We start from the raw sequence: 24,510 nt of genomic DNA, 5'->3' as shown, positions 1-24,510 counted from the left end.
TTAAGTTGACTTGCGTACCCGCAGATACCATTCGGACAGCAGTCGTACCTGCTTGCGGGTGTAGCCTTTTTCCATCATCCGGGCGACGAAGTCGTCGTGCTTCTTCTGCTCGTCGGCACTGGTTTTGGAGTTGAAGGAAATGACCGGCAGCAACTCTTCGGTGTTGGAGAACATTTTCTTCTCGATAACGGTTCTGAGCTTTTCGTAACTGGTCCAGTTGGGGTTTTTACCGGCATTGTTGGCCCGGGCCCGCAATACGAAATTGACGATTTCGTTACGGAAGTCCTTGGGGTTGCTGATGCCGGCCGGTTTCTCTATTTTTTCCAGTTCCGCATTGAGCGCCGAACGGTCGAACAGCTGACCGGTTTCCGGGTCTCGGTACTCCTGGTCCTGAATCCAGAAGTCGGCATAGATGACATAACGGTCGAAGATGTTCTGACCATATTCGGAGTAGGACTCCAGATAGGCGGTCTGAATCTCCTTGCCGATAAACTCCACGTATTTGGGAATCAGATACCCCTTGATGAATTCCAGATAATGATCGTGGATATCCTGAGGGAACTGTTCCCGCTCTATCTGCTGCTCCAGTACATAGAACAGATGCACCGGGTTGGCCGCCACTTCGGCGTGGTCGAAGTTGAACACCCGGGACAGGATTTTGAAGGCGAATCGGGTCGATAGCCCATTCATGCCTTCGTCGACTCCGGCGTAATCACGATATTCCTGATACGACTTGGCCTTGGGATCCGTGTCTTTCAGGCTTTCGCCATCATAGACGCGCATCTTGGAATACAGGCTGGAGTTTTCGGGCTCCTTCAGGCGTGACAGCACCGTAAATTGACCCAGGGTCTCCAGGGTGCCCGGAGCACACTTGGCATGAGACAATTCACTGTTGGCCAGCAATTTCTGGTAGATGTCCACCTCTTCGGTGACACGCAGGCAGTAAGGCACCTTGACGATGTACACCCGGTCGAGGAAGGCTTCGTTGTTGCGATTGTGTTTGAAATTCTGCCATTCGGACTCGTTGGAGTGAGCCAGAATAATGCCTTCGAAGGGCAGGGCAGAAAGACCTTCGGTACCGTTATAGTTACCTTCCTGGGTGGCGGTCAGCAGCGGGTGCAGCACCTTGATGGGCGCCTTGAACATTTCCACAAACTCCATCATGCCCTGGTTGGCCTTACAGAGCGCGCCTGAGTAGGAGTAGGCGTCGGCATCATCCTGGGCATAATGCTCCAGCTTGCGGATATCGACCTTACCCACCAGAGAAGAAATGTCCTGGTTATTGTCATCGCCCGGTTCGGTTTTGGCGACCGCAATCTGGTCGAGTACCGAAGGATAGACTTTTTCTACCTTGAAGCGGGAGATGTCACCGCCGTACTCATGCAACCGCTTCACCGCCCAGGGTGACATGATGGGTCTAAGGTAGCGGCGTGGAATGCCGTATTCCTGCTCCAGCATAGGGCCGTCTTCGGTGGCATCGAACAGGCAGAAAGGATGGTCATTGACCGGTGAACCCTTGAGTCGGTATATAGGTACCTTCTGCATCAATCCCTTGAGGCATTCGGCCAACGATGATTTACCACCGCCCACGGGACCCAACAGATACAGTATCTGTTTCTTTTCTTCCAATCCCTGAGCGGCGTGCTTCAGATAGGAAACAATCTGCTCGATGCTTTCTTCCATGCCGTAAAATTCGGCGAAAGCCGGATAGCGGGCAATCACCCGGTTAGAGAAGAGCCGGCTGAATCTTGGCACCTGTGCGGTGTCGATCATTTCCGGCTCGCCGATGGCCATCAACAGGCGTTCAGAGGCCGAAGCATAACAGGCCTTGTCTTCCCGACACATGTCCAGGAATTCCAACAGGCCGTACTCCTCTTCCTTTGCCTTCTCATAGCGCGTTTGGTAATGCTCGAATATTCCCATGGTTTTATCCCCCATAAATCCCGGCTCTGACGTTCAAAACAGAAGAAAGAGCCTTGCGCACACATATTTCATTCCTTTAGTGAAAGGTTAGACAGGATTTCTCTATTGCGCTTGTGTAACGTTCAGAAATGTCGAAGATTTTGTGATATCGCCCCTGTTGCACAGTCGGTAAGGCAAGGCTGCTTTTGCCAGAAAACAAGGGGATTACACATGGGAGTCGATTAACTCCCGGAATAGGCCTTAATCGTATAACCTTTACGTTAACGTAATTATCGTGCTTGTTTGCTGTTCAATCGAGTAATTTGTGATTTTTTTACGTTGACTTCACATTTTCGTCCGGTTAGATTGGACTGGCATTAAGGCCTGGCTATTTGCTACAGCTGAGTAGGCAACTTGTTAGGTGTGATGTGTAGCTCTGTTTAAGCACGTTTCCGTTTGTTTTGCCCTCGCTTGCGAGGGTTTTCTTTTTTTTCGCAGATTAATAAATCACTGCTTACGTTTACGTAAATAGATCCCTGTCGACATCTCATCATTCAAAAAAATTGATGTTCTTGATCGTAAATTTCCGATTTCTCTCTCTGCCTCGCTGGCTTAAAGTAAGGGCACATTCTGCCGTGCTGGCTGCCTTTTGATGTCAACACATTGATATTTAATAAATTTATTAAACGAGGACGGAGAAAATGACGACGACACTGGTACTGAAATCCAGCATCCTGGGTGAATACTCGCAGTCATCAAAATTGATTGATTATATGGTTGAGCGGATGGGCAGCGACCGCATAGCGTTACGCGATCTGGCCGCCGAGCCGCTGCCGATGCTGGACGGTGCCGGCGCCACGGCACTGCGGGGCGGTGAAGATCTGAGCGAGCAGCAACAGGCGTTGCTGGCGTTGTCGGATTTGCTGGTGGAAGAACTGAAGACGGCCGATACCCTGGTGATTGCAGCTCCCATGTACAATTTCCATATTCCGGTCCAGCTCAAGGCCTGGATTGATCTTATCTGTCGTGCCGGTGTGACCTTTCGCTATACCGAGCGGGGATCCCAAGGTCTGTTGACCGGCAAGAAGGCGGTGGTGGTAACCACCAGCGGCGGCAGACATAAAGACAGCCTTCACGATATGGTCACGCCTTATCTGAGCACCGTATTGGGCTTTATCGGTATCGATGATGTCGAGTTCGTCTATGCGGAGGCCATGGGTATGGGAAAAGAAGCGCAGCAGACCGGTTTGAAACATGCCCGGCAACAGCTTGATGAGTTGGTAGCAACCGTCTGAGTCGTCATAAGGCAGGCTGTTCACCAGCAAAAGGGACTGCCATGGCAGTCCCTTTTTTATGTTACCACTTTGTTTGACTCATCTGTCTCAACAGCTTCAGCCAAAGTGCTGCTTGATGCTGCACTCCAGTATGCCGATGGTCTGATCCACATGCTCTTTCTCGATGATCAGCGGCGGCGACATGGCGATGGCGTCGCCCAAAGAGCGCAGCATCATGCCCTGTTCCCAGGCGGCGGTCTGGATAAGCCCCCCGGTGGCGCCGGGCTGGCCGGACAGCGGTTCGAATTCGACGGCGGCAATCAGCGAGTAGTTGCGGACATCTACGACGCCCGGCAGGCCTTTCAGGCTGTGCAGGCCTTGCTCGAAGTAGCGGGAGATGTCGCCATCGGCGGCACCGCGTCGATACAGACCTTCCTGCTCATACACGTCCAGAGTGGCCATGGCGGCGGCACAGGCCAGCGGGTGGGCCGAATAGGTGTAGCCGTGAAAGAACTCCACTCCGGCACCGGCACCTTCCACCACCGCCTCATAGATATGATCCCCGGCCAGTACCGCACCCATGGGGGCGGCGCCGTTGGTCAGGCCCTTGGCGGTGGTCATGATGTCCGGTACTACCTCGAAGGTCTGGCTGGCGAAGACGTCGCCGGTACGGCCGAAGCCACAGATCACCTCGTCGAAGATCAGCAGAATGCCGTGCTGGTCACAGATTTCCCGAATACGCTTCAGGTAGCCGAGCGGAGGCGGCAATACACCACCGGCACCGGTGATCGGCTCTATGATGACGGCGGCGATGCGGCTGGCGTCGTGGCGCTTGATCAGTTTTTCCAGTTCATTGGCTTTTTCCACGCCACCGTGCAGAGGTAGGCCGCGGGAGAAGGCATTCAGTTCCAGATCCTGGGTATGGGACAGATGGTCGTTGGGGATCCACTGGCCGAAGGCCTTGTGATTATTGGTGATCCCCCCCACAGAAATGCCGCCGAAGTTGACGCCGTGGTAGCCGCGCTCCCGACCGATAAACAGCTGCTTGCCGCCATGCCCCCGGGCCTGATGGTAGGCCAGCGCCATCTTCATGGCGGTGTCCACCGACTCGGAACCGGAGTTGGTATAAAACACCTTGTTCAGGTTGCCCGGCGCCAGCCTGGCCAGACGCTCCGACAGCTCGAAGGACAGCGGGTGGCCGAAGCCGAAGCAGGGTGCATAATCCAGGGTTCTGGCCTGCTGGGCGATGGCCTCGGCGATATGCGGATGCCCGTGGCCGGCGTTACAGCACCAGAGGCCGGCGGTCATGTCCAGTACCTGGCGCCGATCGTCGGTGGTCCAGTACATGCCCTTGGCGCCGGTAAGCATACGCGGCTTTGCCTTGAATCCCTTGTTGGGGGTGAATGGCATCCAGTGGGCGGCTAATTCGTTGGTATTCATTGTGGCACTCCCTCAGACTCTGGTTATCCGCTTGTTGTGCGGCTTGTTTTCGGTTTTGTTGATGGGAGCAGTGTGCGAAATTTAAAAAGTTTGAAAAATCATGGCGTTTCAATGTTCAGTTTGACTGGCTTCAACATGAACGGACGGATGACAGTTCAGTGACAGAGAGGAATGTGTTCGATGATAAAGTTTCAGCAGCTCAACGCCTTCAAGGCCGTCTATGAGCTCGGCACCATGATGGCGGCATCGGCTCATATTCATGTTACCCAGCCGGCCATCAGCCGACTGGTAGCCAGCCTGGAGCATCAGCTCGGTTTTGCCCTGTTTCAGCGCATACGGGGGCGTCTGGTGCCTACCGACAAGGGACGGGCCTTCTACCAGGAGGTAGGCAAGGCGTTCTCGGCGCTGGAACATCTCGAACACAGTGCACGGGACATTGCCGAGCAGCATCATGGCAGCCTGCATATCACCGCCTTTCCCATGTTGTCTGACAGCTTCCTGCCGGCGATCCTCGGATGGCTGATGCGGGAAACCCCCGGGCTCAAGGCATCGCTGAAGAGCTATCGGTCGGAAGAAGTGCTCAGGCGTACCGAGATCCAGTCTTGTGATCTGGGCTTCGCCGATACCGAGATCGGCAGTGACAGCGTGACGGCCATTCCGGTGTGGGGAGACTGTGTCTGCATTGTTCCGGCCGACAGCAAACTGGCAACGGCTGCCTGCCTGACGCCGGCGGATCTGTCCGGGGTACCTTTTATCCGTTATGAAAACAGCGATTCGGCCCAGCAGGCATTGGATCGGGAGTTTCAGCTGGCCGGCATCCACAGCCAGGATGTGGTTGAGGTCTCCTTCGCCTCGGTCGCGGCGTCTCTGGTAGCCGAAGGGCTGGGCGTGGCGGTGGTCGACCCCTTCACCGCCCGGCATGCGCAGCGCAGTGGCTTGAACATCGTCATCTGCGCCTTTCATCCTCGGATTCCCTACCGGTTCCAGATCCTGTATCCCGCCTTTCGTCCGATATCCGATCTGGCGCGTGCCTTTGTAGACTCCCTGTTCACTCAGGCAGAGGCCGCCGGGATCCGTCTGCGTTATGACAGGAGCGACAGCCTATAACATCCAGACATACCCTGATCGGCAAACGGCATTGGTACCCGGCGACCGGCGCACTTATAAATTGAGCACTGACAAGCGTCTGTCACCGATGACAAGGAGTTCATGATGAATATGAAGATGATTGCGCTGGCTACGGCCACCCTGATGACCGCAGGGCCGGTTACCGCCAAGGAATGGAAGCAGGTGCGGATTGCGGTAGAAGGAGCCTATCCTCCTTATAGCTGGACCACCACGGAAGGGGAGCTGAAAGGATTTGATATCGACATGGCCAACGCCCTCTGTGAGCAGATGCAGGTTAAATGCTCCCTGGTCACGCAGGAATGGGACGGCATGATCCCCTCGTTGCTGGCGCGGAAGTTCGACGCCATTGTCGCCTCCATGTCGATTACCGCGGAGCGTAAACTCAAGGTCGACTTCACCGACAAGTACTATCAGATATCTTCGCGCTTCGTGGCCAAACAGGGAACCGAATTCAGTTTTGACAAAGCGGGTCTGAAAGGAAAATCCGTGGGTGTGCAGGGCTCCAGCACCCATGAAAAATATGTCGCCGATAATTTCGAGGGCGCGGATATCAAACGTTACGGCTCCCCGGAAAATGCCTTTCTGGATCTGATTTCCGGTCGTGTCGATCTGGTGTTCAACAACATCCCGGCCATCGAAAGCGGCCTGCTGGAGAAGGAAAACGGCGGCGATTTCGCCTTTACCGGCCCTCTCATTACCGAGAAGGAATGGTTTGGTGAGGGCGTGGGTATCGCCGTTCGCAAGCAGGATGACGCGCTGCGCGAAAAATTCAATGACGCCATCAAGGCCATCCGCAACAACGGTGTCTATCAGCAGATCCAGGACAAATATTTCGAGTTCGATATCTATGGTGGCTGAATTAAGGGTGGCTAAGCATGGCGGCTACATTCATGGTGAAGACGCATGAGGGCTAGCCGGGTCGTCGTGATCGGCGGCGGCATGGTCGGGGCGGCGCTGGGATATGGCCTGGCCCGGCAAGGCATAGAGACGCTGATGCTGGATGAGGGAGATCAGGGGCTGCGGGCGGCCCGGGGCAACTTCGGCCTGCTGTGGGTACAGGGCAAGGGGGCGGAGTTTCCTGCCTATGCTCGCTGGACCCTGGACTCCTGCCGGCTGTGGCCGGACTTTGCCGCCGAACTGACCGAGCTGACCGGCATCGATGTGCAGTTTCGTCGGCGCGGCGGTATTCATTACTGCCTTGACGAGCCGGAGCTGGAGGCCTATCGGCTCGAGCTGGCGCAACAGGCGGCCATCAGTGACGGCGACTTCGAGTATCAGTTTCTGAGCCCCACCCAGCTGGCCAGGCTGGAGCCCCATATCGACGTCAATATTCCCGGAGCCTGCTACTCGCCCAACGACGGTCACGTTAACCCGCTGTATCTACTGCGGGCCCTGCAGGCGGGCTTTGTGGCCAAAGGTGGCCACTACCGACCCCGTCATCATGTACTGAACATAGAGACCACGCATGATGGCTTTGTGCTGCATACGGAGCAGGGGCCGATACGGGCCGGGCAACTGGTGCTGGCGGCGGGGCTCGATAATCGCCGGCTGGCGCCCATGGTCGGCTTGTCGCAACCCCTTATTCCCCAGCGGGGCCAGTTGCTGATCACCGAACGCCTGCCCAAGTTGCTGAATTATCCGTCCCTCTACCTGCGCCAGACCGGGGAGGGATCCATCCAGATTGGCGATTCATCCGAGCAGGTCGGCCTGGATGACGGCAATACCCCGCAGGTGATGGCGCAACTGGCCCGGCGCGCCATTTCTCTGCTGCCCGCATTGCGCCACCGGCACATAGTGCGAGGCTGGGGAGCGCTGAGGGTGTTGAGTCCGGATGGTTATCCGGTGTATGAACAAAACCGGGATCCGGGGCCGCGGGCCCATGCCGTCAGCTCTCACAGCGGCGTCACCCTGGCGGCGGTGCACGCCCTGACGCTGGCGCCGATGCTGATGGCCCCTCGGCTAAGACTGTCACTGGATGCCTTCACTCCCCAACGATTCAAGGATTAAGCCATGTTCAAGGATGTCAGCGGGCAGCAACGCCCCTCCCAGACCCTGTATGTCGACGATCAACCCCGGCAGATACCCACCGGTTATACGGTCGCCGCCGCCTTGCTGACGCTGGGATACAAGGCCAATCGCGCCAGCCCGGTGTCCGGCCGTCCGCGGGGCCCTTATTGCATGATGGGGATCTGTTTCGAATGTCTGGTCGACATCGACGGTATCCCCAATCGACAGGGGTGTCTGACCGAGGTGCAGCCGGAGATGCGGGTTCGTTTGTCTTTGTCGAAAGAGCAGTATCCTGGAGAGGAGCTCGATGATGGATGCTGATCTGGCCATTGTCGGTGCCGGCCCTGCGGGCATGGCGGCGGCCATCGAGGCGGGTCGTCTGGGCCTGGAGGCGGTGCTGCTGGACGAACAACCCCGGGTTGGCGGCCAGATTTATCGCAACATAGGCCAGCCCTCGCTGGCCGATCCACGCATTCTGGGACCCGACTATTATGCGGGACATACCCTGGCTGACGAGGTTGCCGACAGCGGTTGTCGGTATTTGCCGAACACCCAGGTGTGGCAGCTCGACCGCGATGGCCGGGTATATTACAGCCGGGAAGGCAAGGCCGCCTCAATACAGGCGCGTCAGGTGATGATTGCCAACGGCGCCCAGGAGCGGCCCTTTCCCATCCCCGGCTGGACCCTGCCCGGGGTAATGACCGCCGGATCGGCGCAAATTCTGCTGAAAACCCCGGGGCTGGCGGCCGACGGCGCCGTGTTTGCCGGCTGCGGGCCCCTGCTTTATCTGGTGGTGTGGCAGTATTTGCAGGCAGGGGTCAAGGTCGGAGCCGTGCTGGATACCACGGCGGCCGCCAATTATCGTCATGCTCTTGGCGCCCTGGACGGCGCTCTGTGCGGGGCCGGATATCTGTGGAAGGGGCTGAAACTGCTGCGGGACATTCGCGCCGCCGGCATTCCCTTTGTTCGCGGAGTCACCGAACTGGCCGCCAGCGCCGAAGACGGCGTACTGAGCCGGGTGACCTACCAGGCCGGCGGGCAGTTACAGCAGCTTGAAACTGAACAGTTGTTTCTGCATCAGGGCGTGGTGCCCGGTGTGAACCTGGCCATGGCCAGCGGCTGTGAACACGTGTGGAGCGAACAGCAATTGTGCTGGCAACCGGTGCTGGATGACTGGGGGCAAAGCTCGCAGCCGCACATCCGGATTATCGGCGACGGCGGGGGCATAGGGGGGGCCGTGGCGGCGGCGCTGAAAGGGCGGCTGGCAGTGCAGCAGCTGGCCCATACCCAGGGCCGCCTAACCCGGGCCGAACGCGATGAGGGGGCCAGGGCGCTGCGTCGTCAGCTGAAGCGGGAACAGGCCTTTCGTCGTTTTATCGACTTGCTCTATCGCCCGTCAGATGCCTTGCGCCTGCCCGCACAGGACGAGGTACTGGTGTGTCGCTGTGAAGAGGTGAGCCTGGGCGACATGCGCCGTGCCGTTAACCAGGGCTGCATGGGGCCCAACCAGCTGAAGAGTTTTACCCGCTGTGGCATGGGGCCCTGCCAGGGCCGTCAGTGCGGGCTGGTGGTCTCGGAGCTGATGGCCCGATTGCAGGGGCAAACAGTAGAACAGGGCGGCTATTACCGCCTGCGCGCTCCGGTCAAGCCCCTGACCCTGGACGAGCTGGCGAGTCTGGATCAGCCACCGGAGCCGGTGGTGCGGGAGTAATATGAGTGTGATTGGCACGAAGAGCGTAACCGGCATCGGCTGCACACACATATTATGCCAACATACAAAGATTTTAATTACCAAATCCGAGGCAATATCGGAGCCATGATTAGTCCGGTAGATACGCCTGATCTTTGGATACAACCGCACACCAAGTGCCGGTTCAGCATCAGGGTTCGGTTATTGTTGGCGGCAAGCCGGCAGGGGAGAGCACAATGCAAAAAAGCGCACTCAGGTGAGTGCGCTTTTTTGGAATCTGGTGCGTCCTAGTGGATTCGAACCACCGACCCCTACCATGTCAAGGTAGTGCTCTAACCAGCTGAGCTAAGGACGCAGAATCTTGTTGTTAAACTGTTGTTTCAAGGAACTTTTACAGGCTTATTGCCAAACAAAAGTGGTGCGTCCTAGTGGATTCGAACCACCGACCCCTACCATGTCAAGGTAGTGCTCTAACCAGCTGAGCTAAGGACGCAGAATCTTGATGTTAAGCTGTTGTTTCAAGGAGCTTTTACAGGCTTATTGCCAAATAAAAATGGTGCGTCCTAGTGGATTCGAACCACCGACCCCTACCATGTCAAGGTAGTGCTCTAACCAACTGAGCTAAGGACGCCTGTCGCCTTGAAGCGAGCGGTATACTAGCCAAGCGCTCGGAGGGGGGCAAGCGTTTTTTCTGCCGAAACAAGCGGATGAAGAACTATTGTTCAAGTCGGTGAAATATCACACCGCTGCAGAAAGCGTTGCCACCGTCGGGCATGCTCCAGGACAAGAGTACGATAGCGACGATAGATTTCGCTGTGCAGCCCTTGAGCAAAATGTTCACGATAAAGGGTCATCGGCTCCAGCCTTGCCGGGGGCGGGGTCAGCGTGTTTTGCAACAAGGGCGCCAACTGTACAAACTGTCTGTCGATCTGGCCGAAATAGCGTTGAATGTCTTCGATATAATAGCGCTGCATGGCATTACGCAGCCGATCGGCCCGAATCTTGCCACCTCGGAAGCAATCAACCCGTTCAAGTTGTTGCAGAAAAACCAGACTCTGGTCGAGATAGTGAGCGGCACTGTGCAGGGAATAAAACAACCGGCCAAGATAATCATTGCGATAAAGACCACTCAGCGCCTGGTTTAATTCATTCGGAGTCAGCAGACCGATGCTGGGTTGGCCTTGAACCTCGGCCTGCAGCCGCTCGAACAGACGGAAGGCATTGACCGTTTCCTGGTAGCCGGTTTGTTGGTTGAAAGCCAGGGTACGCAGGCGAGGAGTAAGGGCGGCGCGAATATCCGGCTCCGCCGCCATCATGTTCCAGTAATAACCGGGTAACAACGGCGTCTTTCGGGCGGCAATATCATGCAGCCAGTCCGTTAATTCCGGATCATCGCTGTTGGCGATACAATGTTGCAGCCCCCGTTGAAACTGCAGGTGATAAAGCAGTTGTCCGGCGGCGCTCTGGCTCTTGCCGACCGGACTGTTGTGCTCACCGACGATGTCCAGCAAACCGCATCGACCCAGCTTGAAAGCATCAAGCAGCCTGGTGCTAATTCTAGGCTGCTGTTGTTGTAATACTCGCTGGGGGGGCAGCGGTGGCAGGGCTGCCGCCGGGCTCAAGGTGGGCTCCGCGACCTCCAGCACATGGGCAATTCGTTTCAGATAGATCTGAAAGTGGTCTTCGAGTTCGTTGGAAGGACTACATGCCGTCAACCAAAGGCAAGCCAGCCCGACTGCGATGTTCAATCCGCTCATAGATAATCCGCAACCGCCATATCAACATCAGTGCCGCTACCGACAAGCCTATCAGAAAACCAATCCAGAAGCCGTGTGGCCCCATGGCCGGTACCAGCCAATCGGTCAGGCCCAGCACCATGCCCACCGGCAGGCCGCACAGCCAATAGGCCACAAAGGTAATGTAAAAGATGGCCTGGGTATCTTTATAACCGCGCAGGGCGGCGGCGGTGATGACCTGGGCCGAGTCGGAAATTTGATATAGCGAGGCCAGTAGCAGCAAGCTGGCCGCCAGTTCCAGTACGACGCTGTCGTCGGTATAGAAACCGCTGATCCAGTGGCGGCCCAGAACGGTTGCCAGGGCGGTCAGTACCGCCAGCAGACAGCCGAATACGATGCCGGTGATGCTGATGACTCTGGCCTGATGGGCTTTGTTCTCGCCCAGGCTGTGACCCACACGGATGGTCATGGCCATTCCCAGACTCAGAGGGATCATGAAAATCATGCTGGAAAAGTTGATGGCAACCTGATGGCCGGCCACCACCTCCGAACCAAAGGGCGACAATAACAGCGCCACCACGGTAAACAGGGTGACTTCGCAGAAAATGGCCATGGCGATGGGAAAACCCAGGCGAAAGAGACGGCCAATCCGGGGCCAATCGGGGGGACTCAGGCGGGTAAAAATGGAAAACGGTTGCAACAGGGGGGAGCGGCGAGTGTAGATAACCATGGCCACCAGCATGACCCAGAATACCAGGGCAGAGGCATAACCACAGCCAACGCCACCGAGGGCCGGCAACCCCAGCTTGCCATGGATCAGGATGTAATTGGCCGGCACGTTGACAGCCAGACCGATAAAGCCGATGAGCATGGTCGGCATGGTATGGGACAGTCCCTCGCTGAAGTTACGCAATACCTGATATAACGCATAGGCGGGCATGCCCCACAGGATACTATGCAGGTAACCGGCGGTTTTATCGGCCAGCAGCGGGTCTACGTCCATCCAGTGCAGGGTGAGCGGCGAGTAATACAATGCCAGCATGGCTGGTAGTGTCACCAGTATGGTCAGCCAGAACCCCTGATGCACGGCTCCGGCTATTTCTCCATGACGACGAGCACCATTTAATTGCGATATGATGGGCGTCAACGCCATAATTACCCCCTGCACCAGCAGGATCAGCGGCAGCCAGAAACTGGTGGCCACCGCCACCGCCGCCAAATCGGTGGCACTGACCTGACCGGCCATGACGGTATCGACAAAGCTCATGGTGGTTTGTGCGACTTGCGCCACCATGATGGGGCCGCACAGGCGTAACAAACGGGGAATTTCGGCAATATAAGGCTTGAAGGCCATCTGGTTCTCGCTTGCAATAAAAGGGATAAGGTTGCCAAGAGCAGGGCTCGGAAACCGATAAAAAGTGGAAAACACATGGGATATAGGCAATTTATGGGAATATAGCCTTGATGAAGGCATATTCCCACTATCTTCAACTGATTTTTAGATGGAAAAGATTCATGTTCACCGGAATAGTACAGGGGCAGGGCATCTTGCTCGACATCATCGATAAACAGGACTTTCGTACGCACCTTGTGCAATTGCCTCAGGCCATGCTGCCCGGGCTGGAGCTGGGCGCTTCCGTGGCTCACAACGGCTGTTGTCTGACGGTCACCGCCATCGAGGGTGACCGGGTCGCGTTTGACTTGATGCAGGAAACTCTGCGGGTAACCAACCTGGGGCGGTTAGGTGTGGGCGACAGCGTCAACCTGGAACGAGCGGCGCGTTTTGGCGACGAAATAGGCGGGCACGCCATGTCCGGCCATATCATGGCCCAGAGCGCCCTGTTGGAACGAGAAGAAACGCAAACTAATACCACACTCTGGTTTGCGTTGCCGGCCGGCCTTGCCAGATACGTCTTTACCAAGGGGTATATCGGCATCGACGGCATCAGCCTGACGCTGGGAGCCATACGGGAAGACCGCTTTGCGGTGCATCTGATCCCGGAAACCTTGTCACGCACCAACTTGGGTTATATTGAGCCCGGTTATCCGGTCAACATCGAAATTGACCCGCAAACCCAAGCGATTGTCGATACGGTAGCGCGGATGATGGAAACTCGATAATGTTATGCCAACATACAGAGAGTTCCTTCAACACAACACAGATTAGAAATACTGCTCATCATCCGCATCGACGCTCAGCTCGACACTATCACTTAATTCATTACGTTTGACCACGATATGCATGGCATTGCAGCAGGCCATGCAGTCTTCGTAATAGTCCTGATCACCTTCGGAAGCATCCACCACGATGCGAGTATGATGACCACAGTGAGGGCACAGGATATTTTGCTCAAAATAGTCTCGCATCGGGTTTTTCCTTATATTGGTTTCAACTCAGGCTTCGGGTAGCCCTCGGCTGGAGCGACCACCATCGAGGGCAATGATCTGCCCGGTCAGGTAACGGGGTCCTGCCAGCAAAAAGGCGGCCGTCTCGGCAATTTCCCCGGGCTGACCCAGACGAGCCATGGGGATGGTCGCCAGCACCTGCTGTTTCTGCTGCTCGGTCAAGGCATGGGCCGGCCAGATAATGGCGCCTGGCGCGATGCCGTTGACCCGAATTGCCGGTGCCAACTCTTCCGCCAACCCCCGGGTGAGGGTAGCCAGGGCATTTTTCGCCATGGTATACAACAGATGATGTTTCAGCCCTTTTTCGGCATGAATATCCACCATGTTGATGATGGATCCCCGGCTGTCTCTCAATGCCGGTGCCAGGGCCTGGATCAGAAAGTAGGGGGCAGCGGCATTGGTAGCGGCCAGATCCTGCCATTGCGCCGGCGTGCCTTCACCGAAAGGAGTGGGGTAAAAACTGGAGGCATTGTTGATCAAACCGTCGAGGCGCCCGAAGTAACCCAGGGCCTTGTCGGCCATGTCGTTCAACTCATCGAGTCGGGTCAAATCCTGGCATAGCAGACGAACACTATCTGGCCGAACGGCATTCAGTTCCTGCATCAGGGCGGTGGCCACTTCTTCACTACGGTGATAGTGCAGCACCAGTCGATATCCCTGCTGATGCAAATGGCGGCTCATTTCGGCACCGATGCGTTTGGCGGCACCGGTAATCAATACCACGGGGTGCGGCATAACATCTCCTAACTGGCAATAATACGATACAGGCTGTCTTTGGCCTGAGCGAGATAAGGCTCGCCGAAATGGTTAACATGATTCAGTAAATGGTAGAGGTTGTAAATCTCTCGCCGCTCTCTGTAACCCTCTTCCAACGGCCAGACTCTATTGTAACCCTGATAAAAGACCTGAGGGAACTGGCCAAACAGTTCGGTCATGGCGATATCGGTTTCTCGGTCACCAAAATAGCTCGCCGGATCAAATACCACGCCCATGTGCTCACAAAAGGAAACATTACCCCGCCAGAGGTCACCGTGCAGCAGGGAGGCACGCGGCTGGTGATGGATCAGATGCAACTTGATGCCCCCGATAATTTCTTCAATATCTCCCAGCCGGATGTTTTTTTCTTCCAGCAACTTCAGCTGCCAACCGATGCGCTGTTCGGCAAAAAAGGTAGCCCATTTCTTGTGCCAGCTATTGGGTTGTACCGACAAGCCGAGAAAATTGTCTTCATCCCAGCCATACATCGGCTGATGCTGACTCTGGTGCAGATGAGCCAGCTGACGGCCGAGCATATACCAGTCCTCTTCGTCCGCATCACCGAAAGACAGGTATTCCAGCACCAGAAAGCTGGTGCTGGCGGTGGTGCCGCTACAGATGGGCCTGGGAATGGTCACCGTCTGGCTACGCCGCAGATGATCCAGGCTGGTCCATTCACCGCGAAACATATCCACCCGCTCCTTGTTATTCAGCTTGACGAAATAGCTGCATCGGCCATCCGAAATCCGGAAGGCCTGGTGGATATCGCCACCGGGCAGTGATTTTTTCTCTTGGATGGTAAAATCACTGCCGGTTGCTTGTGAGATCTGATGAGCGATAACCTGCCACATAATACCTCCGCTGGAGCTGGGTTTGCCCACAGTATAGGTCAGGACGTCACAACCAAACTCCGTCGAGATAAAAATCCAAGCCAGGCCTGTGCCAGCAGAAAAACAGTCATGGCCGTCGACACCATATCGGGGGGAAAGTGACTGTCATAACACGAGGCAGGGCACCATAAAAGTGGTGCAGACATGGCGGGAAAAGAGCAATTCTGCTAAAGTCCGTGGCTCTCGACCTGTGCCGCCGGGCAGCATTAGCACCCCAAGGCGCGCCAGACTGGCAGGGTACGCCAGATGGTTGATACCGCCATGAAGCTTTTCATTATACAGATTCATCTTCATACACTACATGTGCGCTTTGGTAGGGTGCACCACTGTTAAGGACATTTCATGCCGACAATTACTCTTCCCGATGGTAGCCAACGCCATTTCGAACAGGCCGTTTCCGTGCTGGACGTAGCGCAGGACATAGGCCCAGGCCTGGCCAAAGCCTGTATCGCCGGGCGCATCGACGGTCAATTGGTTGACGCCTGTGAGCTGATAAGCGCAGATGCCGAACTGGCCATCATCACCGCCAAGGATCAGGACGGTCTGGACATCCTCCGCCATTCCTGCGCTCACCTGCTGGGTCATGCCATCAAGCAGCTGTGGCCTCAGACCAAAATGGCCATCGGTCCGGTGATCGACAACGGTTTCTATTACGACATCGATCTCGACCATGTGTTGACCGAAGAAGACATCAGCAAGCTGGAAACCCGGATGCTGGAACTGGCCAAAACCGAATATGCGGTCATCAAGAAAAAGGTCAGCTGGCAGGAAGCACGGGATACCTTTGCCAAACGGCATGAACCTTACAAGATAGAGATTCTGGATCAGAACGTCAGCCAGGACGACAAACCCGGCCTCTATCACCACGAAGAATATGTCGACATGTGTCGTGGTCCGCACGTGCCCAACATGCGCTTCTGCCAGCATTTCAAACTGCAGAAAGTCTCCGGCGCCTACTGGCGTGGTGACGCCAAAAACAAGATGCTGCAGCGTATCTACGGTACCGCCTGGGCCGACAAGAAGGCGCTCAAGGGTTACCTGCTGCAGTTGGAAGAGGCCGCCAAACGAGATCACCGTAAAATCGGCAAACAACTCGACCTCTATCACATGCAGGAAGAAGCGCCGGGCATGGTGTTCTGGCACAACGACGGCTGGACCATCTTCCGTGAGCTGGAGCAGTTCGTACGCGACAAGCTGCGCGAATATCAGTACGAGGAAGTGAAGGGCCCCTTCATGATGGATCGGGTGCTATGGGAAAAATCCGGTCATTGGGATAAATATGCCGAAAACATGTTTACCACTCATTCCGAAAACCGGGACTACGCCATCAAGCCGATGAACTGTCCGGGTCACGTGCAGATCTTCAACCAGGGCCTGAAGTCCTACCGGGATCTGCCGCTGCGCATGGCGGAGTTCGGTTGCTGCCATCGTAATGAACCGAGTGGCGCCTTGCACGGTCTGATGCGGGTTCGGGGCTTTACCCAGGACGACGCTCATATCTTCTGTACCGAAGATCAGATCCAGCAAGAAGTGTCCGCCTGTATCCAGATGGTGTACGACACCTACGAAACCTTCGGCTTCAGCAACATCGCGGTCAAGCTGTCGACCCGTCCCGAACAGCGCATCGGCAGCGACGAGGCCTGGGATCAGGCCGAACTGGCCCTGGAGCAGGCGCTCAAGGCCGCCGGTATCGAATATGATCTGCAACCGGGCGAGGGTGCCTTCTATGGTCCCAAAATCGAATTTACCCTGTACGACTGCCTGAACCGGGCCTGGCAGTGTGGCACCGTTCAGCTCGACTTCGCGCTCCCGGGTCGCCTGGGTGCCAGCTATGTGGGTGAAGATAACGAACGGCACGTGCCGGTTATGATTCACCGTGCTATCCTAGGGTCAATCGAGCGTTTTATCGGTATCCTGATTGAAGAGTACGCCGGTCTTTTCCCGACTTGGCTGGCTCCAAATCAGGTAGTCGTGCTCAACATTACCGATAATCAAGCCGATTACGCTCTCAATCTGGCTAACAGCCTGAATAATGTTGGTATTCGGGCCAAAGCGGACTTGAGAAATGAGAAGATAGGCTTTAAAATCCGCGAGCATACTCTGAAGCGGGTACCTTTCATGCTGGTTTGCGGCGACAAAGAAGTCGAAGCCGGCAAAGTAGCGGTTCGTACCCGGAAAGGACAGGATCTCGGCGTCTTCAATGTAGAAGAGCTGACCTCGCTGATACAGCAGGAGATCCTTACTCGCGGTAAGAAAACAGTGGAGGATAGGTTATAAAAGGCGCTAAAAGAGGGAGCAAACCAGCTCCTCGCAATCGACTGAATGAAGAAATCCGACTGCCAGAAGTTCGATTAGTCGGCCTGGAAGGCGAACCCATGGGTGTGGTCTCCATTGCTGAGGCTCTCGAAACTGCAGCCACTGCAGGTGTAGACCTGGTGGAAATCAGTCCCAATGCCGAGCCGCCCGTCTGCCGTCTTATGGACTACGGCAAGTTCCTCTACGAGAAGAGCAAGGCGACCAAGGAACAAAAGAAAAAGCAGAAACAAATCCAGGTCAAGGAAATCAAATTCCGGCCCGGTACAGATGATGGCGACTACCAGGTAAAACTACGCAACCTGGTTCGCTTTTTAGAAGAGGGCAACAAAGCCAAGGTCACGCTGCGTTTTCGCGGTCGTGAAATGGCGCACCAGGAGCTCGGTTTCGATTTGCTCAACCGTATCAAAACGGATCTGGACGAATTGGCCGTGGTCGAGGCCTTTCCCAAGCTGGAAGGGCGTCAGGCTGTCATGGTGCTTGCCCCGAAGAAAAAACAGTAAGGTTTTGCAAGTAGCCGGGTAATGGTTATCCGGCTCGCCTTGTCTGTTTGTTGTTATTAACAATGCGGAGTTGTTATGCCGAAGATGAAGTCAAACAAAGGCGCTGCAAAGCGCTTTAAAAAAACCGCGAGTGGCTTTAAGCGTAAGCAAGCCCATTTGCGTCACATCCTCACCAAGAAAAGCACCAAGCGTAAGCGTCAGCTGCGCGGTAAGTGTCTGGTAGCAGCTTCCGATGTTGCCCAGATCAAATCCATGTTGCCGACTGCTTAAGAGGATAGTGAACAATGCCAAGAGTTAAACGTGGTGTGACCGCTCGCGCTCGTCACAAGAAAATATTAAAGCAAGCCAAAGGTTATTACGGTGCCCGTTCACGCGTCTATCGCGTAGCGGTACAGGCAGTAACCAAAGCCGGTCAATATGCTTATCGTGACCGTCGTGCCAAAAAACGTCAGTTCCGTCAGCTGTGGATTGCCCGTATCAACGCGGCAAGCCGTCAGAACGGTCTGTCATACAGCCGTTTCATCAATGGCCTGAAAAAAGCCTCTGTTGAAATCGATCGCAAGATCCTGGCTGACATCGCCGTACACGACAAGACCACTTTCACCGCTTTGGTTGCCAAAGCAAAAGAAGCCCTGGTTTAAGTCGTTTAGACGATAAATAAGAAGGAGGCTCCGGCCTCCTTTTTTGTTGCTCCCTGCCGGGCTCAGTGGTGGCAGGAAAGACACATATCCTTTATTATCAAGACCTTTCAAATTATTCAGTGTCTGCATCAAGCGGGCAAGTAACGAGGAATACATGGATCAGCTGGAAGACGTGATCGTCAAAGCACAGGCGGAGATCCAGGCTGCCGCCAACGCCGCCGAACTGGATGACATCCGGGTGCATTATCTGGGCAAAAAAGGCTTCTTTACCGAGCAGTCCAAGGCCCTGGGCAAGCTGTCTGCCGAAGAGCGGCCCGCCGCCGGCCAGATAATCAACAAGGCCAAACAGGCGGTCAGCGACGCCATCAACAGCAAGCGCGAAGCGCTGCAGCTGGCCGAGCTGAACCAGAAACTGGCCAGTGAGACTCTGGACATTAGCCTGCCGGGCCGCCGTCAGTCTGCCGGTGGTCTGCATCCGGTCAGCCGCACCATCAAGCGCATCGAGTCGTTTTTCGGTGAATTGGGCTTCCAGGTGGCCGAAGGCCCGGAAATAGAAGACGATTTCCATAATTTCGATGCCCTGAACATTCCGGCGCATCACCCGGCCCGGGCCGATCACGACACTTTCTACTTCAACCCCAAACTGATGCTGCGCACCCAGACCTCCGGCGTGCAAATCCGCACCATGGAACAGCAACAGCCGCCGATCCGCATCATTTCACCGGGCCGAGTCTACCGTAACGACTACGATCAGACCCACACCCCCATGTTCCATCAGGTGGAAGGTCTGCTGGTCGATGAAAACGTCAGTTTTACCCAGCTGAAAGGGGTGCTGCACGACTTTTTGAACAACTTTTTCGAAGAAGATCTGCAAATCCGCTTCCGTCCCTCCTATTTTCCCTTCACCGAGCCCAGTGCCGAAGTGGATGTGATGGGCAAGAACGGCAAATGGCTGGAAGTGCTGGGCTGCGGCATGGTACACCCCAATGTGCTGCGCTCTGTCGGTATCGATCCCGAGCGTTACAGCGGTTTCGCTTTCGGCATGGGGGTTGAGCGTCTCACCATGCTGCGTTATGGCGTGAACGACTTGCGCGCCTTCTTCGAAAATGATCTGCGTTTTCTCAAGCAATTCCGGTAAGCGGCAGGAGCAATAATGAAATTTTCAAAATCATGGCTGGATGAATGGGTCAACACCGGCCTTAGCGCCGAGGCTCTTGCCGAGCAAATCACCATGGCCGGACTGGAAGTGGATGGCATAGAGCCGGTCGCCGGCGACTTCAGTCAGGTAATAGTGGGTGAGGTGGTCGAATGTGGCCAGCACCCGGACGCGGACAAGCTACGCATCACCAAAGTCAATGTCGGCGGCGACGAGCTGCTGGACATCGTCTGTGGCGCGCCCAACTGTCGCCAGGGCCTGAAGGTCGCGGTGGCCGTGGTCGGCGCCGTGCTGCCCGGCGATTTCAAGATCAAGAAAGCCAAGCTGCGCGGCCAGCCGTCCCACGGCATGCTGTGCTCCTACGGCGAACTGGGCATAGAGCTGGACTCCAGCGGCATCGTGGAACTGCCCGCCGATGCCCCCGTCGGCACCCCGGTGCGCGAGTACCTGGCCCTGAACGATGTCGCCATCGAAGTGGATCTGACCCCGAACCGCGCCGACTGCCTGAGTATGGTCGGCCTGGCCCGGGAAGTAGGTGTGCTGAACCAGAAGGATGTGAACTGGCCCGAGATTCCGGCCGTACCGGCCAGCATAGACGACAAGGTCAACATAGCGCTCCAGGCACCATCGGCTTGCCCGCGTTACCTGGGTCGGGTCGTCAGAAACATCGACGTGCAAGCCACCACGCCATTGTGGATGCAGGAAAAACTGCGCCGCAGCGGCATCCGCAGCATAGATCCGGTGGTGGATATCACCAACTTCGTGCTGCTGGAATGGGGACAGCCGATGCATGCCTTCGATCTGGCGACCCTGAACGGCAACATCAGCGTACGCATGGCGGAACAGGGCGAAGCACTGACCCTGCTCGATGGTGCCGAGGTCAGCCTGAACCGCGATACCCTGGTCATTGCCGACGAGCGGCAGGCCGTGGCCATGGCCGGTATCTTCGGCGGTGAAGCCACCGGCGTGACCGAAAATACCCGGGACGTATTGCTGGAATGTGCCTTCTTCAGCCCGCTGGCCATTACCGGCCGGGCGCGCAGCTACGGTCTGCACACCGACTCCTCCCACCGTTTCGAGCGCGGCGTCGATTACCGGTTGCAGCACAAGGTGATGGAGCGGGCGACCGCGCTGTTGCTGGACATCTGCGGCGGCCAAGCCGGCCCCGTGATAGAAGCCGTGGCCGAATCAGAACTGCCTCGGGCCAATACCGTGACCTTGCGCCATGCCAGACTCAACCGTCTGATTGGTATCGACATCGCTGCAGAGCAGGTGAGTGACACGCTGGCTCGTCTGGGCCTGGATGTCACGACCACCGCCGACGGCTGGCAGGTAGTGGTGCCGAGTTACCGTTTCGACATCGCCATCGAAGAAGATCTGGTGGAAGAGGTGGCCCGCATCTACGGCTACAACAATATTCCCGATGTGGCTCCGGTGGCCGGCCTGACCATGTCTCGCCATCAGGAAGCCAGGCTGCCCCTGAACCGGCTGAAAGATGCACTGGTGGATCTGGGATATCAGGAAGCCATTACCTATAGTTTCGTGGACCCCACCCAGCAGCAGCGGCTTTTTCCGGGCGTCGACACCATGGTGCTGCCCAACCCCATCGCCGCCGATATGTCCGTGATGCGGGTATCCCTGTGGCCGGGCCTGATCCAGGCTGCGGTCTACAACCAGAACCGCCAGCAATCACGGCTTCGCCTGTTCGAACAGGGTCTGACTTTTGTGCCGGACGACACCGCCGAAAACGGCGTGCGTCAGACTCCGGTTCTGGCCGGCCTCTTGCTGGGTCCTGTGGTCGATGAACACTGGGACATGGCCGGCAAGGGCGTGGACTTCTTCGACATCAAGGGTGATGTCGAAAGCCTGCTGGCCCTTAGCGCCAGCGAATTGAGCTTCTCCTTTGCCCGCACCGACATCCGCGCCCTGCATCCGGGTCAGTCGGCAGCCTTGCTGCAACAGGGACGGCAGGTCGGTCTGCTCGGCGCCGTGCATCCGAGTCTGCTGCGCAAACTGGGGCTCAAGTCTCAGGCTTATGTATTTGAAATCGAGCTGGCAGCCCTGACCGGACGCCGCGTGCCGGAAGCGGCCGAAGTGTCTCGCTTCCCCGCCAACCGGCGTGATTTGGCACTGGTGGTCGATCAGTCGGTAGCCGCCGGCGATATCCTTGATTTAGCTAGGAAAGTTGGCGGAGATCAATTGGTTGGATTAAACTTGTTCGATGTATACCAAGGACAGGGCATTGCCGACGACAAGAAGAGCCTGGCGCTCAGCTTGGTGTTGCAGGATACCCACAGGACTTTGGAAGAAAAAGAAATTGCCGACACCGTGGCGCGTATTGTCTCGGCACTTTCTGACGAGTTTAGTGCTTCCTTGAGGGATTGATATGGCGTTAACCAAGGCCGACATAGCAGAGCATCTGTTCACCGAACTGGGCATGACCAAGCGTGATGCCAAAGACATGGTGGAGGCGTTTTTCGAAGAAATTCGTTCCGCCCTGGAGCTGGGTGAACAGGTCAAGATTTCCGGTTTCGGTAATTTCGAGTTGCGCAACAAGGGCGAACGCCCCGGGCGCAACCCCAAAACCGGGGAAGACATTCCCATCTCGGCCCGGCGGGTAGTGACCTTTCGGCCCGGCCAGAAACTCAAGGCCCGGGTAGAAAACGTACCACAGCTCGACGATTCAGAATAAGATCAGAGCCAGGCCCGGAGCCTGGCTTTTTTATACCTGATCAGGCTTTTGCCTCACCCCGCTCATTAAGACTAAGGGCGCATTGGCCGCAGGGGTAGATGCTGTTAGCCTAGACTCAGGATAAATTCAGCAAAGGGATGCGGACTGTGCGCACAGGCAATATCGTTATTCTCACCGGAGCCGGCATCTCGGCCGAGTCGGGGATCAGAACCTTCAGGGCCAGTGACGGCCTGTGGGAAGAGCATCATATCGAGGATGTGGCGACTCCCGAGGGCTATCGGCGTGACCCTGAACTGGTGCAGCGTTTTTACAACGCTCGCAGAGAATTACTGCAGTCTGTCGAGCCGAATGCCGCCCACCGGGCTCTGGCCCGACTGGAAGCAGAGTGGCCGGGGCAGGTCACCCTGATCACCCAGAATATCGACGACCTGCATGAACGCGCGGGCAGCAAGAATGTGCTGCACATGCACGGCGAACTGCTCAAGGCCCGTTGCCCGCACTCCAATCAGACCATCGACTGGACAGGACTGCTGCACACCACGGATTTGTGTCATTGTTGTCAGTTTCCCGAGCCGCTTCGGCCCCATGTGGTATGGTTTGGCGAGATGCCGCTGCTGCTGGATCACATCTATCAGGCCCTGAGCGAGGCCAGCCTGTTTATTGCCATCGGGACTTCCGGCAACGTCTATCCCGCCGCCGGACTGGTGCACGAAGCGACGATGCATAACGCCCACACCGTCGAGATAAACCTGGAGCCCAGCCAGGTCAACAACCATTTCAACGAACACCGTTACGGACCCGCCACCCTGAAGGTCGTCGATTATGTTGACGAGCTGCTCAACGGCCGCAGATAACCACTTGCTGAACCAGTACATGCATTAAAAAGCCCGCATGCAGCGGGCCTTTCACTATTGGCAAGGATACAATTACCGGGAGCGCAGCCTGACCCAGTAGTCTTCGTAGATGGCCAGGGTGTCGTCACCCAGATCATCCTGGAAGTGCCCCTTATCGACTATCTCGGGGGAGGGGAACAGCACCGGGTTTGCAGCTACCTCGGCCGGCAGCAGCGACTTGGCCCCCTTGTTCGGTACCGCCAGGCCCAGCTCCTGAATGATCTGCGCGGCGATGTCCGGACGCATCAGAAAGTCCAGCAACTGATGGGCGGCATCCACCGATTTGGCATCGGCGGGAATAGCGGCGCTGTCTACCCAGAAGATGGCACCTTCTTCCGGATACACGTATTCCAGAGCGATGCCATCTTGCTGGGTCTTGTAGGCCTGATCGCTCCACAGCAACCCCAGCGACGTTTCGCCGGTCACATAGGGCATGCGCGGGTTGTCGGAGTTATACAACAGCACATTGTCTTGCAGTGGCAGCAGCTTTTCGTAGGCGGCCTCGATCTCGGCCGGCTCCCGGCTGTTGGCGGAATAGCCCAGGGTCAGCAGCGCCATCTGAAAACTTTCGCGAATATCGTCGGTCAGCATCAGCTGGTTTTGCCACCGGCTGTCCCACAAGTCCTGCCAGGAGTGGATCTCGGCATCGGCCAGATCGTCCCGGTTCACCGCGATGCCGGTGCTGCCGAACGAATAGGGCATGCTGTAGCGATTGCCCGGATCGAAGTCCTTGTTCAGCATGCTGTCGTCGAGCTGACTGAAGTGGGGCAGCATGCTGTCGTCGAGCGGCTGCAACATGCCTTCACGCGCCATCTTGCTCAGCATGTAGCTGGACGGAAAAACCAGATCGTAACTTTCGCGCGCCTTGCTGGTTTGCAACAGCTTGAGCTTGGCATACAGCGCCTCGTTGGAGTCAAAGCTGGCATAGTCCACCTTGACGCCGGTTTCCTCGGTAAAGGCTTGCAGTACATCTTCGGGCAGGTACTCGGCCCAGGCATAGACAGACAGACGATCCTGTGCCTGCGCCATCATGGGCAGACTGGCGGCCACTACCAGGGCCAAAGGACGGAACCGGAATTTCAT

General features: G+C 56.5%; 23 protein-coding genes and 3 tRNA genes. 15 read left to right on the top strand and 11 right to left on the bottom strand.

Annotated elements, in window-relative coordinates; translation table 11 throughout:
* Nucleotides 1-1,923 carry a PrkA family serine protein kinase gene (locus ACLEIV_RS00310; protein ID WP_410454673.1) on the bottom strand — a complete coding sequence of 641 codons (1,923 nt, stop codon included), beginning with the start codon at nt 1,921-1,923 and terminating at the stop codon, nt 1-3.
* 680 nt (nt 1,924-2,603) lie between these two features.
* Between ACLEIV_RS00310 and ACLEIV_RS00305 the strand changes: the two genes are divergently transcribed.
* Nucleotides 2,604-3,197, top strand: coding sequence for an FMN-dependent NADH-azoreductase (locus ACLEIV_RS00305; protein WP_410454672.1), 594 nt, complete (start codon nt 2,604-2,606; stop codon nt 3,195-3,197).
* Between the two features lie 96 nt (nt 3,198-3,293).
* Here the strand turns inward: ACLEIV_RS00305 and aptA are convergent, their stop codons facing one another.
* Nucleotides 3,294-4,616, bottom strand: a complete 1,323-nt coding sequence (gene aptA / locus ACLEIV_RS00300) for an omega-aminotransferase AptA (RefSeq protein ID WP_410454671.1) — start codon at nt 4,614-4,616, stop codon at nt 3,294-3,296.
* A 180-nt stretch (nt 4,617-4,796) separates the two neighbouring features.
* On the opposite strand from aptA, the gene ACLEIV_RS00295 reads away from it, so the two are divergent.
* From ACLEIV_RS00295 to ACLEIV_RS00275, 5 genes are all read left to right on the top strand, one after another.
* Nucleotides 4,797-5,723 carry a LysR substrate-binding domain-containing protein gene (locus ACLEIV_RS00295; protein ID WP_410454670.1) on the top strand — a complete coding sequence of 309 codons (927 nt, stop codon included), beginning with the start codon at nt 4,797-4,799 and terminating at the stop codon, nt 5,721-5,723.
* 105 nt (nt 5,724-5,828) lie between these two features.
* On the top strand, nt 5,829-6,602 hold the full coding sequence (locus ACLEIV_RS00290; protein ID WP_410455077.1) for an ABC transporter substrate-binding protein: 774 nt from the start codon (nt 5,829-5,831) through the stop codon (nt 6,600-6,602).
* 45 nt (nt 6,603-6,647) lie between these two features.
* Nucleotides 6,648-7,751 carry an NAD(P)/FAD-dependent oxidoreductase gene (locus ACLEIV_RS00285; protein ID WP_410454669.1) on the top strand — a complete coding sequence of 368 codons (1,104 nt, stop codon included), beginning with the start codon at nt 6,648-6,650 and terminating at the stop codon, nt 7,749-7,751.
* 3 nt (nt 7,752-7,754) lie between these two features.
* Nucleotides 7,755-8,072, top strand: a complete 318-nt coding sequence (locus tag ACLEIV_RS00280) for a (2Fe-2S)-binding protein (protein WP_410454668.1) — start codon at nt 7,755-7,757, stop codon at nt 8,070-8,072.
* Entirely contained in the window at nt 8,059-9,462 is a 1,404-nt protein-coding gene (locus tag ACLEIV_RS00275; protein WP_410454667.1) for an FAD/NAD(P)-dependent oxidoreductase, read from the top strand. The genes ACLEIV_RS00280 and ACLEIV_RS00275 overlap by 14 nt, the downstream gene beginning before the upstream one ends.
* Before the next feature lie 257 nt (nt 9,463-9,719).
* Here the strand turns inward: ACLEIV_RS00275 and ACLEIV_RS00270 are convergent.
* The 5 genes from ACLEIV_RS00270 to ACLEIV_RS00250 all read right to left on the bottom strand — a co-directional run bounded on the left by ACLEIV_RS00270 (nt 9,720) and on the right by ACLEIV_RS00250 (nt 12,531).
* Nucleotides 9,720-9,796, bottom strand: a tRNA-Val gene (locus ACLEIV_RS00270).
* A gap of 61 nt (nt 9,797-9,857) precedes the next feature.
* Nucleotides 9,858-9,934: transfer RNA gene (locus tag ACLEIV_RS00265), tRNA-Val, on the bottom strand.
* Nucleotides 9,935-9,995: 61 nt separating this feature from the next.
* Nucleotides 9,996-10,072 (bottom strand) — tRNA-Val (locus ACLEIV_RS00260).
* A gap of 91 nt (nt 10,073-10,163) precedes the next feature.
* Entirely contained in the window at nt 10,164-11,198 is a 1,035-nt protein-coding gene (locus tag ACLEIV_RS00255) for a DUF3080 family protein (protein ID WP_410454666.1), read from the bottom strand.
* Entirely contained in the window at nt 11,143-12,531 is a 1,389-nt protein-coding gene (locus tag ACLEIV_RS00250) for an MATE family efflux transporter (protein WP_410454665.1), read from the bottom strand. The genes ACLEIV_RS00255 and ACLEIV_RS00250 overlap by 56 nt, the downstream gene beginning before the upstream one ends.
* A 161-nt stretch (nt 12,532-12,692) precedes the next feature.
* Between ACLEIV_RS00250 and ACLEIV_RS00245 the strand changes: the two genes are divergently transcribed.
* Nucleotides 12,693-13,298 (top strand): riboflavin synthase subunit alpha, encoded by a 606-nt coding sequence (locus tag ACLEIV_RS00245; RefSeq protein ID WP_410454664.1) that lies wholly within the window; start codon nt 12,693-12,695, stop codon nt 13,296-13,298.
* Between the two features lie 42 nt (nt 13,299-13,340).
* On the opposite strand, the gene ACLEIV_RS00240 is transcribed toward ACLEIV_RS00245, so the two are convergent.
* The 3 genes from ACLEIV_RS00240 to ACLEIV_RS00230 are packed head-to-tail and all read right to left on the bottom strand — an operon-like array spanning nt 13,341 to nt 15,190.
* Entirely contained in the window at nt 13,341-13,544 is a 204-nt protein-coding gene (locus tag ACLEIV_RS00240; protein ID WP_410454663.1) for a CPXCG motif-containing cysteine-rich protein, read from the bottom strand.
* Between the two features lie 27 nt (nt 13,545-13,571).
* Nucleotides 13,572-14,318: a pteridine reductase gene (locus tag ACLEIV_RS00235; protein ID WP_410454662.1), complete on the bottom strand. Its 747-nt coding sequence runs from the start codon at nt 14,316-14,318 to the stop codon at nt 13,572-13,574.
* A gap of 8 nt (nt 14,319-14,326) precedes the next feature.
* A complete protein-coding gene (locus ACLEIV_RS00230) occupies nt 14,327-15,190 on the bottom strand; it encodes a fructosamine kinase family protein (protein WP_410454661.1) in 864 nt (287 codons plus the stop codon).
* Nucleotides 15,191-15,571: 381 nt separating this feature from the next.
* On the opposite strand from ACLEIV_RS00230, the gene thrS reads away from it, so the two are divergent.
* The 8 genes from thrS to cobB all read left to right on the top strand — a co-directional run bounded on the left by thrS (nt 15,572) and on the right by cobB (nt 23,388).
* Entirely contained in the window at nt 15,572-17,506 is a 1,935-nt protein-coding gene (gene thrS / locus ACLEIV_RS00225) for a threonine--tRNA ligase (RefSeq protein WP_410454660.1), read from the top strand.
* Nucleotides 17,503-18,045, top strand: a complete 543-nt coding sequence (gene infC, locus ACLEIV_RS00220) for a translation initiation factor IF-3 (protein WP_298722689.1) — start codon at nt 17,503-17,505, stop codon at nt 18,043-18,045. The genes thrS and infC overlap by 4 nt, the downstream gene beginning before the upstream one ends.
* A 75-nt stretch (nt 18,046-18,120) precedes the next feature.
* Entirely contained in the window at nt 18,121-18,315 is a 195-nt protein-coding gene (rpmI, locus tag ACLEIV_RS00215) for a 50S ribosomal protein L35 (protein ID WP_298722666.1), read from the top strand.
* A 14-nt stretch (nt 18,316-18,329) separates the two neighbouring features.
* On the top strand, nt 18,330-18,686 hold the full coding sequence (gene rplT / locus ACLEIV_RS00210) for a 50S ribosomal protein L20 (protein WP_188628857.1): 357 nt from the start codon (nt 18,330-18,332) through the stop codon (nt 18,684-18,686).
* A gap of 154 nt (nt 18,687-18,840) precedes the next feature.
* On the top strand, nt 18,841-19,824 hold the full coding sequence (pheS, locus tag ACLEIV_RS00205; RefSeq protein ID WP_410454659.1) for a phenylalanine--tRNA ligase subunit alpha: 984 nt from the start codon (nt 18,841-18,843) through the stop codon (nt 19,822-19,824).
* A gap of 15 nt (nt 19,825-19,839) precedes the next feature.
* Entirely contained in the window at nt 19,840-22,227 is a 2,388-nt protein-coding gene (gene pheT / locus ACLEIV_RS00200; protein WP_410454658.1) for a phenylalanine--tRNA ligase subunit beta, read from the top strand.
* 1 nt (nt 22,228) lies between these two features.
* Complete coding sequence (locus ACLEIV_RS00195) at nt 22,229-22,534, top strand: integration host factor subunit alpha (protein WP_410454657.1); 306 nt, start codon at nt 22,229-22,231, stop codon at nt 22,532-22,534.
* 137 nt (nt 22,535-22,671) lie between these two features.
* Nucleotides 22,672-23,388: a Sir2 family NAD+-dependent deacetylase gene (gene cobB, locus ACLEIV_RS00190; RefSeq protein ID WP_410454656.1), complete on the top strand. Its 717-nt coding sequence runs from the start codon at nt 22,672-22,674 to the stop codon at nt 23,386-23,388.
* 72 nt (nt 23,389-23,460) lie between these two features.
* Here the strand turns inward: cobB and ACLEIV_RS00185 are convergent, their stop codons facing one another.
* Nucleotides 23,461-24,510, bottom strand: coding sequence for an extracellular solute-binding protein (locus ACLEIV_RS00185; protein ID WP_410454655.1), 1,050 nt, complete (start codon nt 24,508-24,510; stop codon nt 23,461-23,463).

It is taken from the genome of Oceanisphaera submarina (assembly GCF_046521305.1).
GTDB lineage: Bacteria > Pseudomonadota > Gammaproteobacteria > Enterobacterales > Aeromonadaceae > Oceanimonas > Oceanimonas submarina.
Note: the sequence above shows the minus strand (reverse complement) of the source record. Positions and strands in the feature narration are given on the sequence as shown.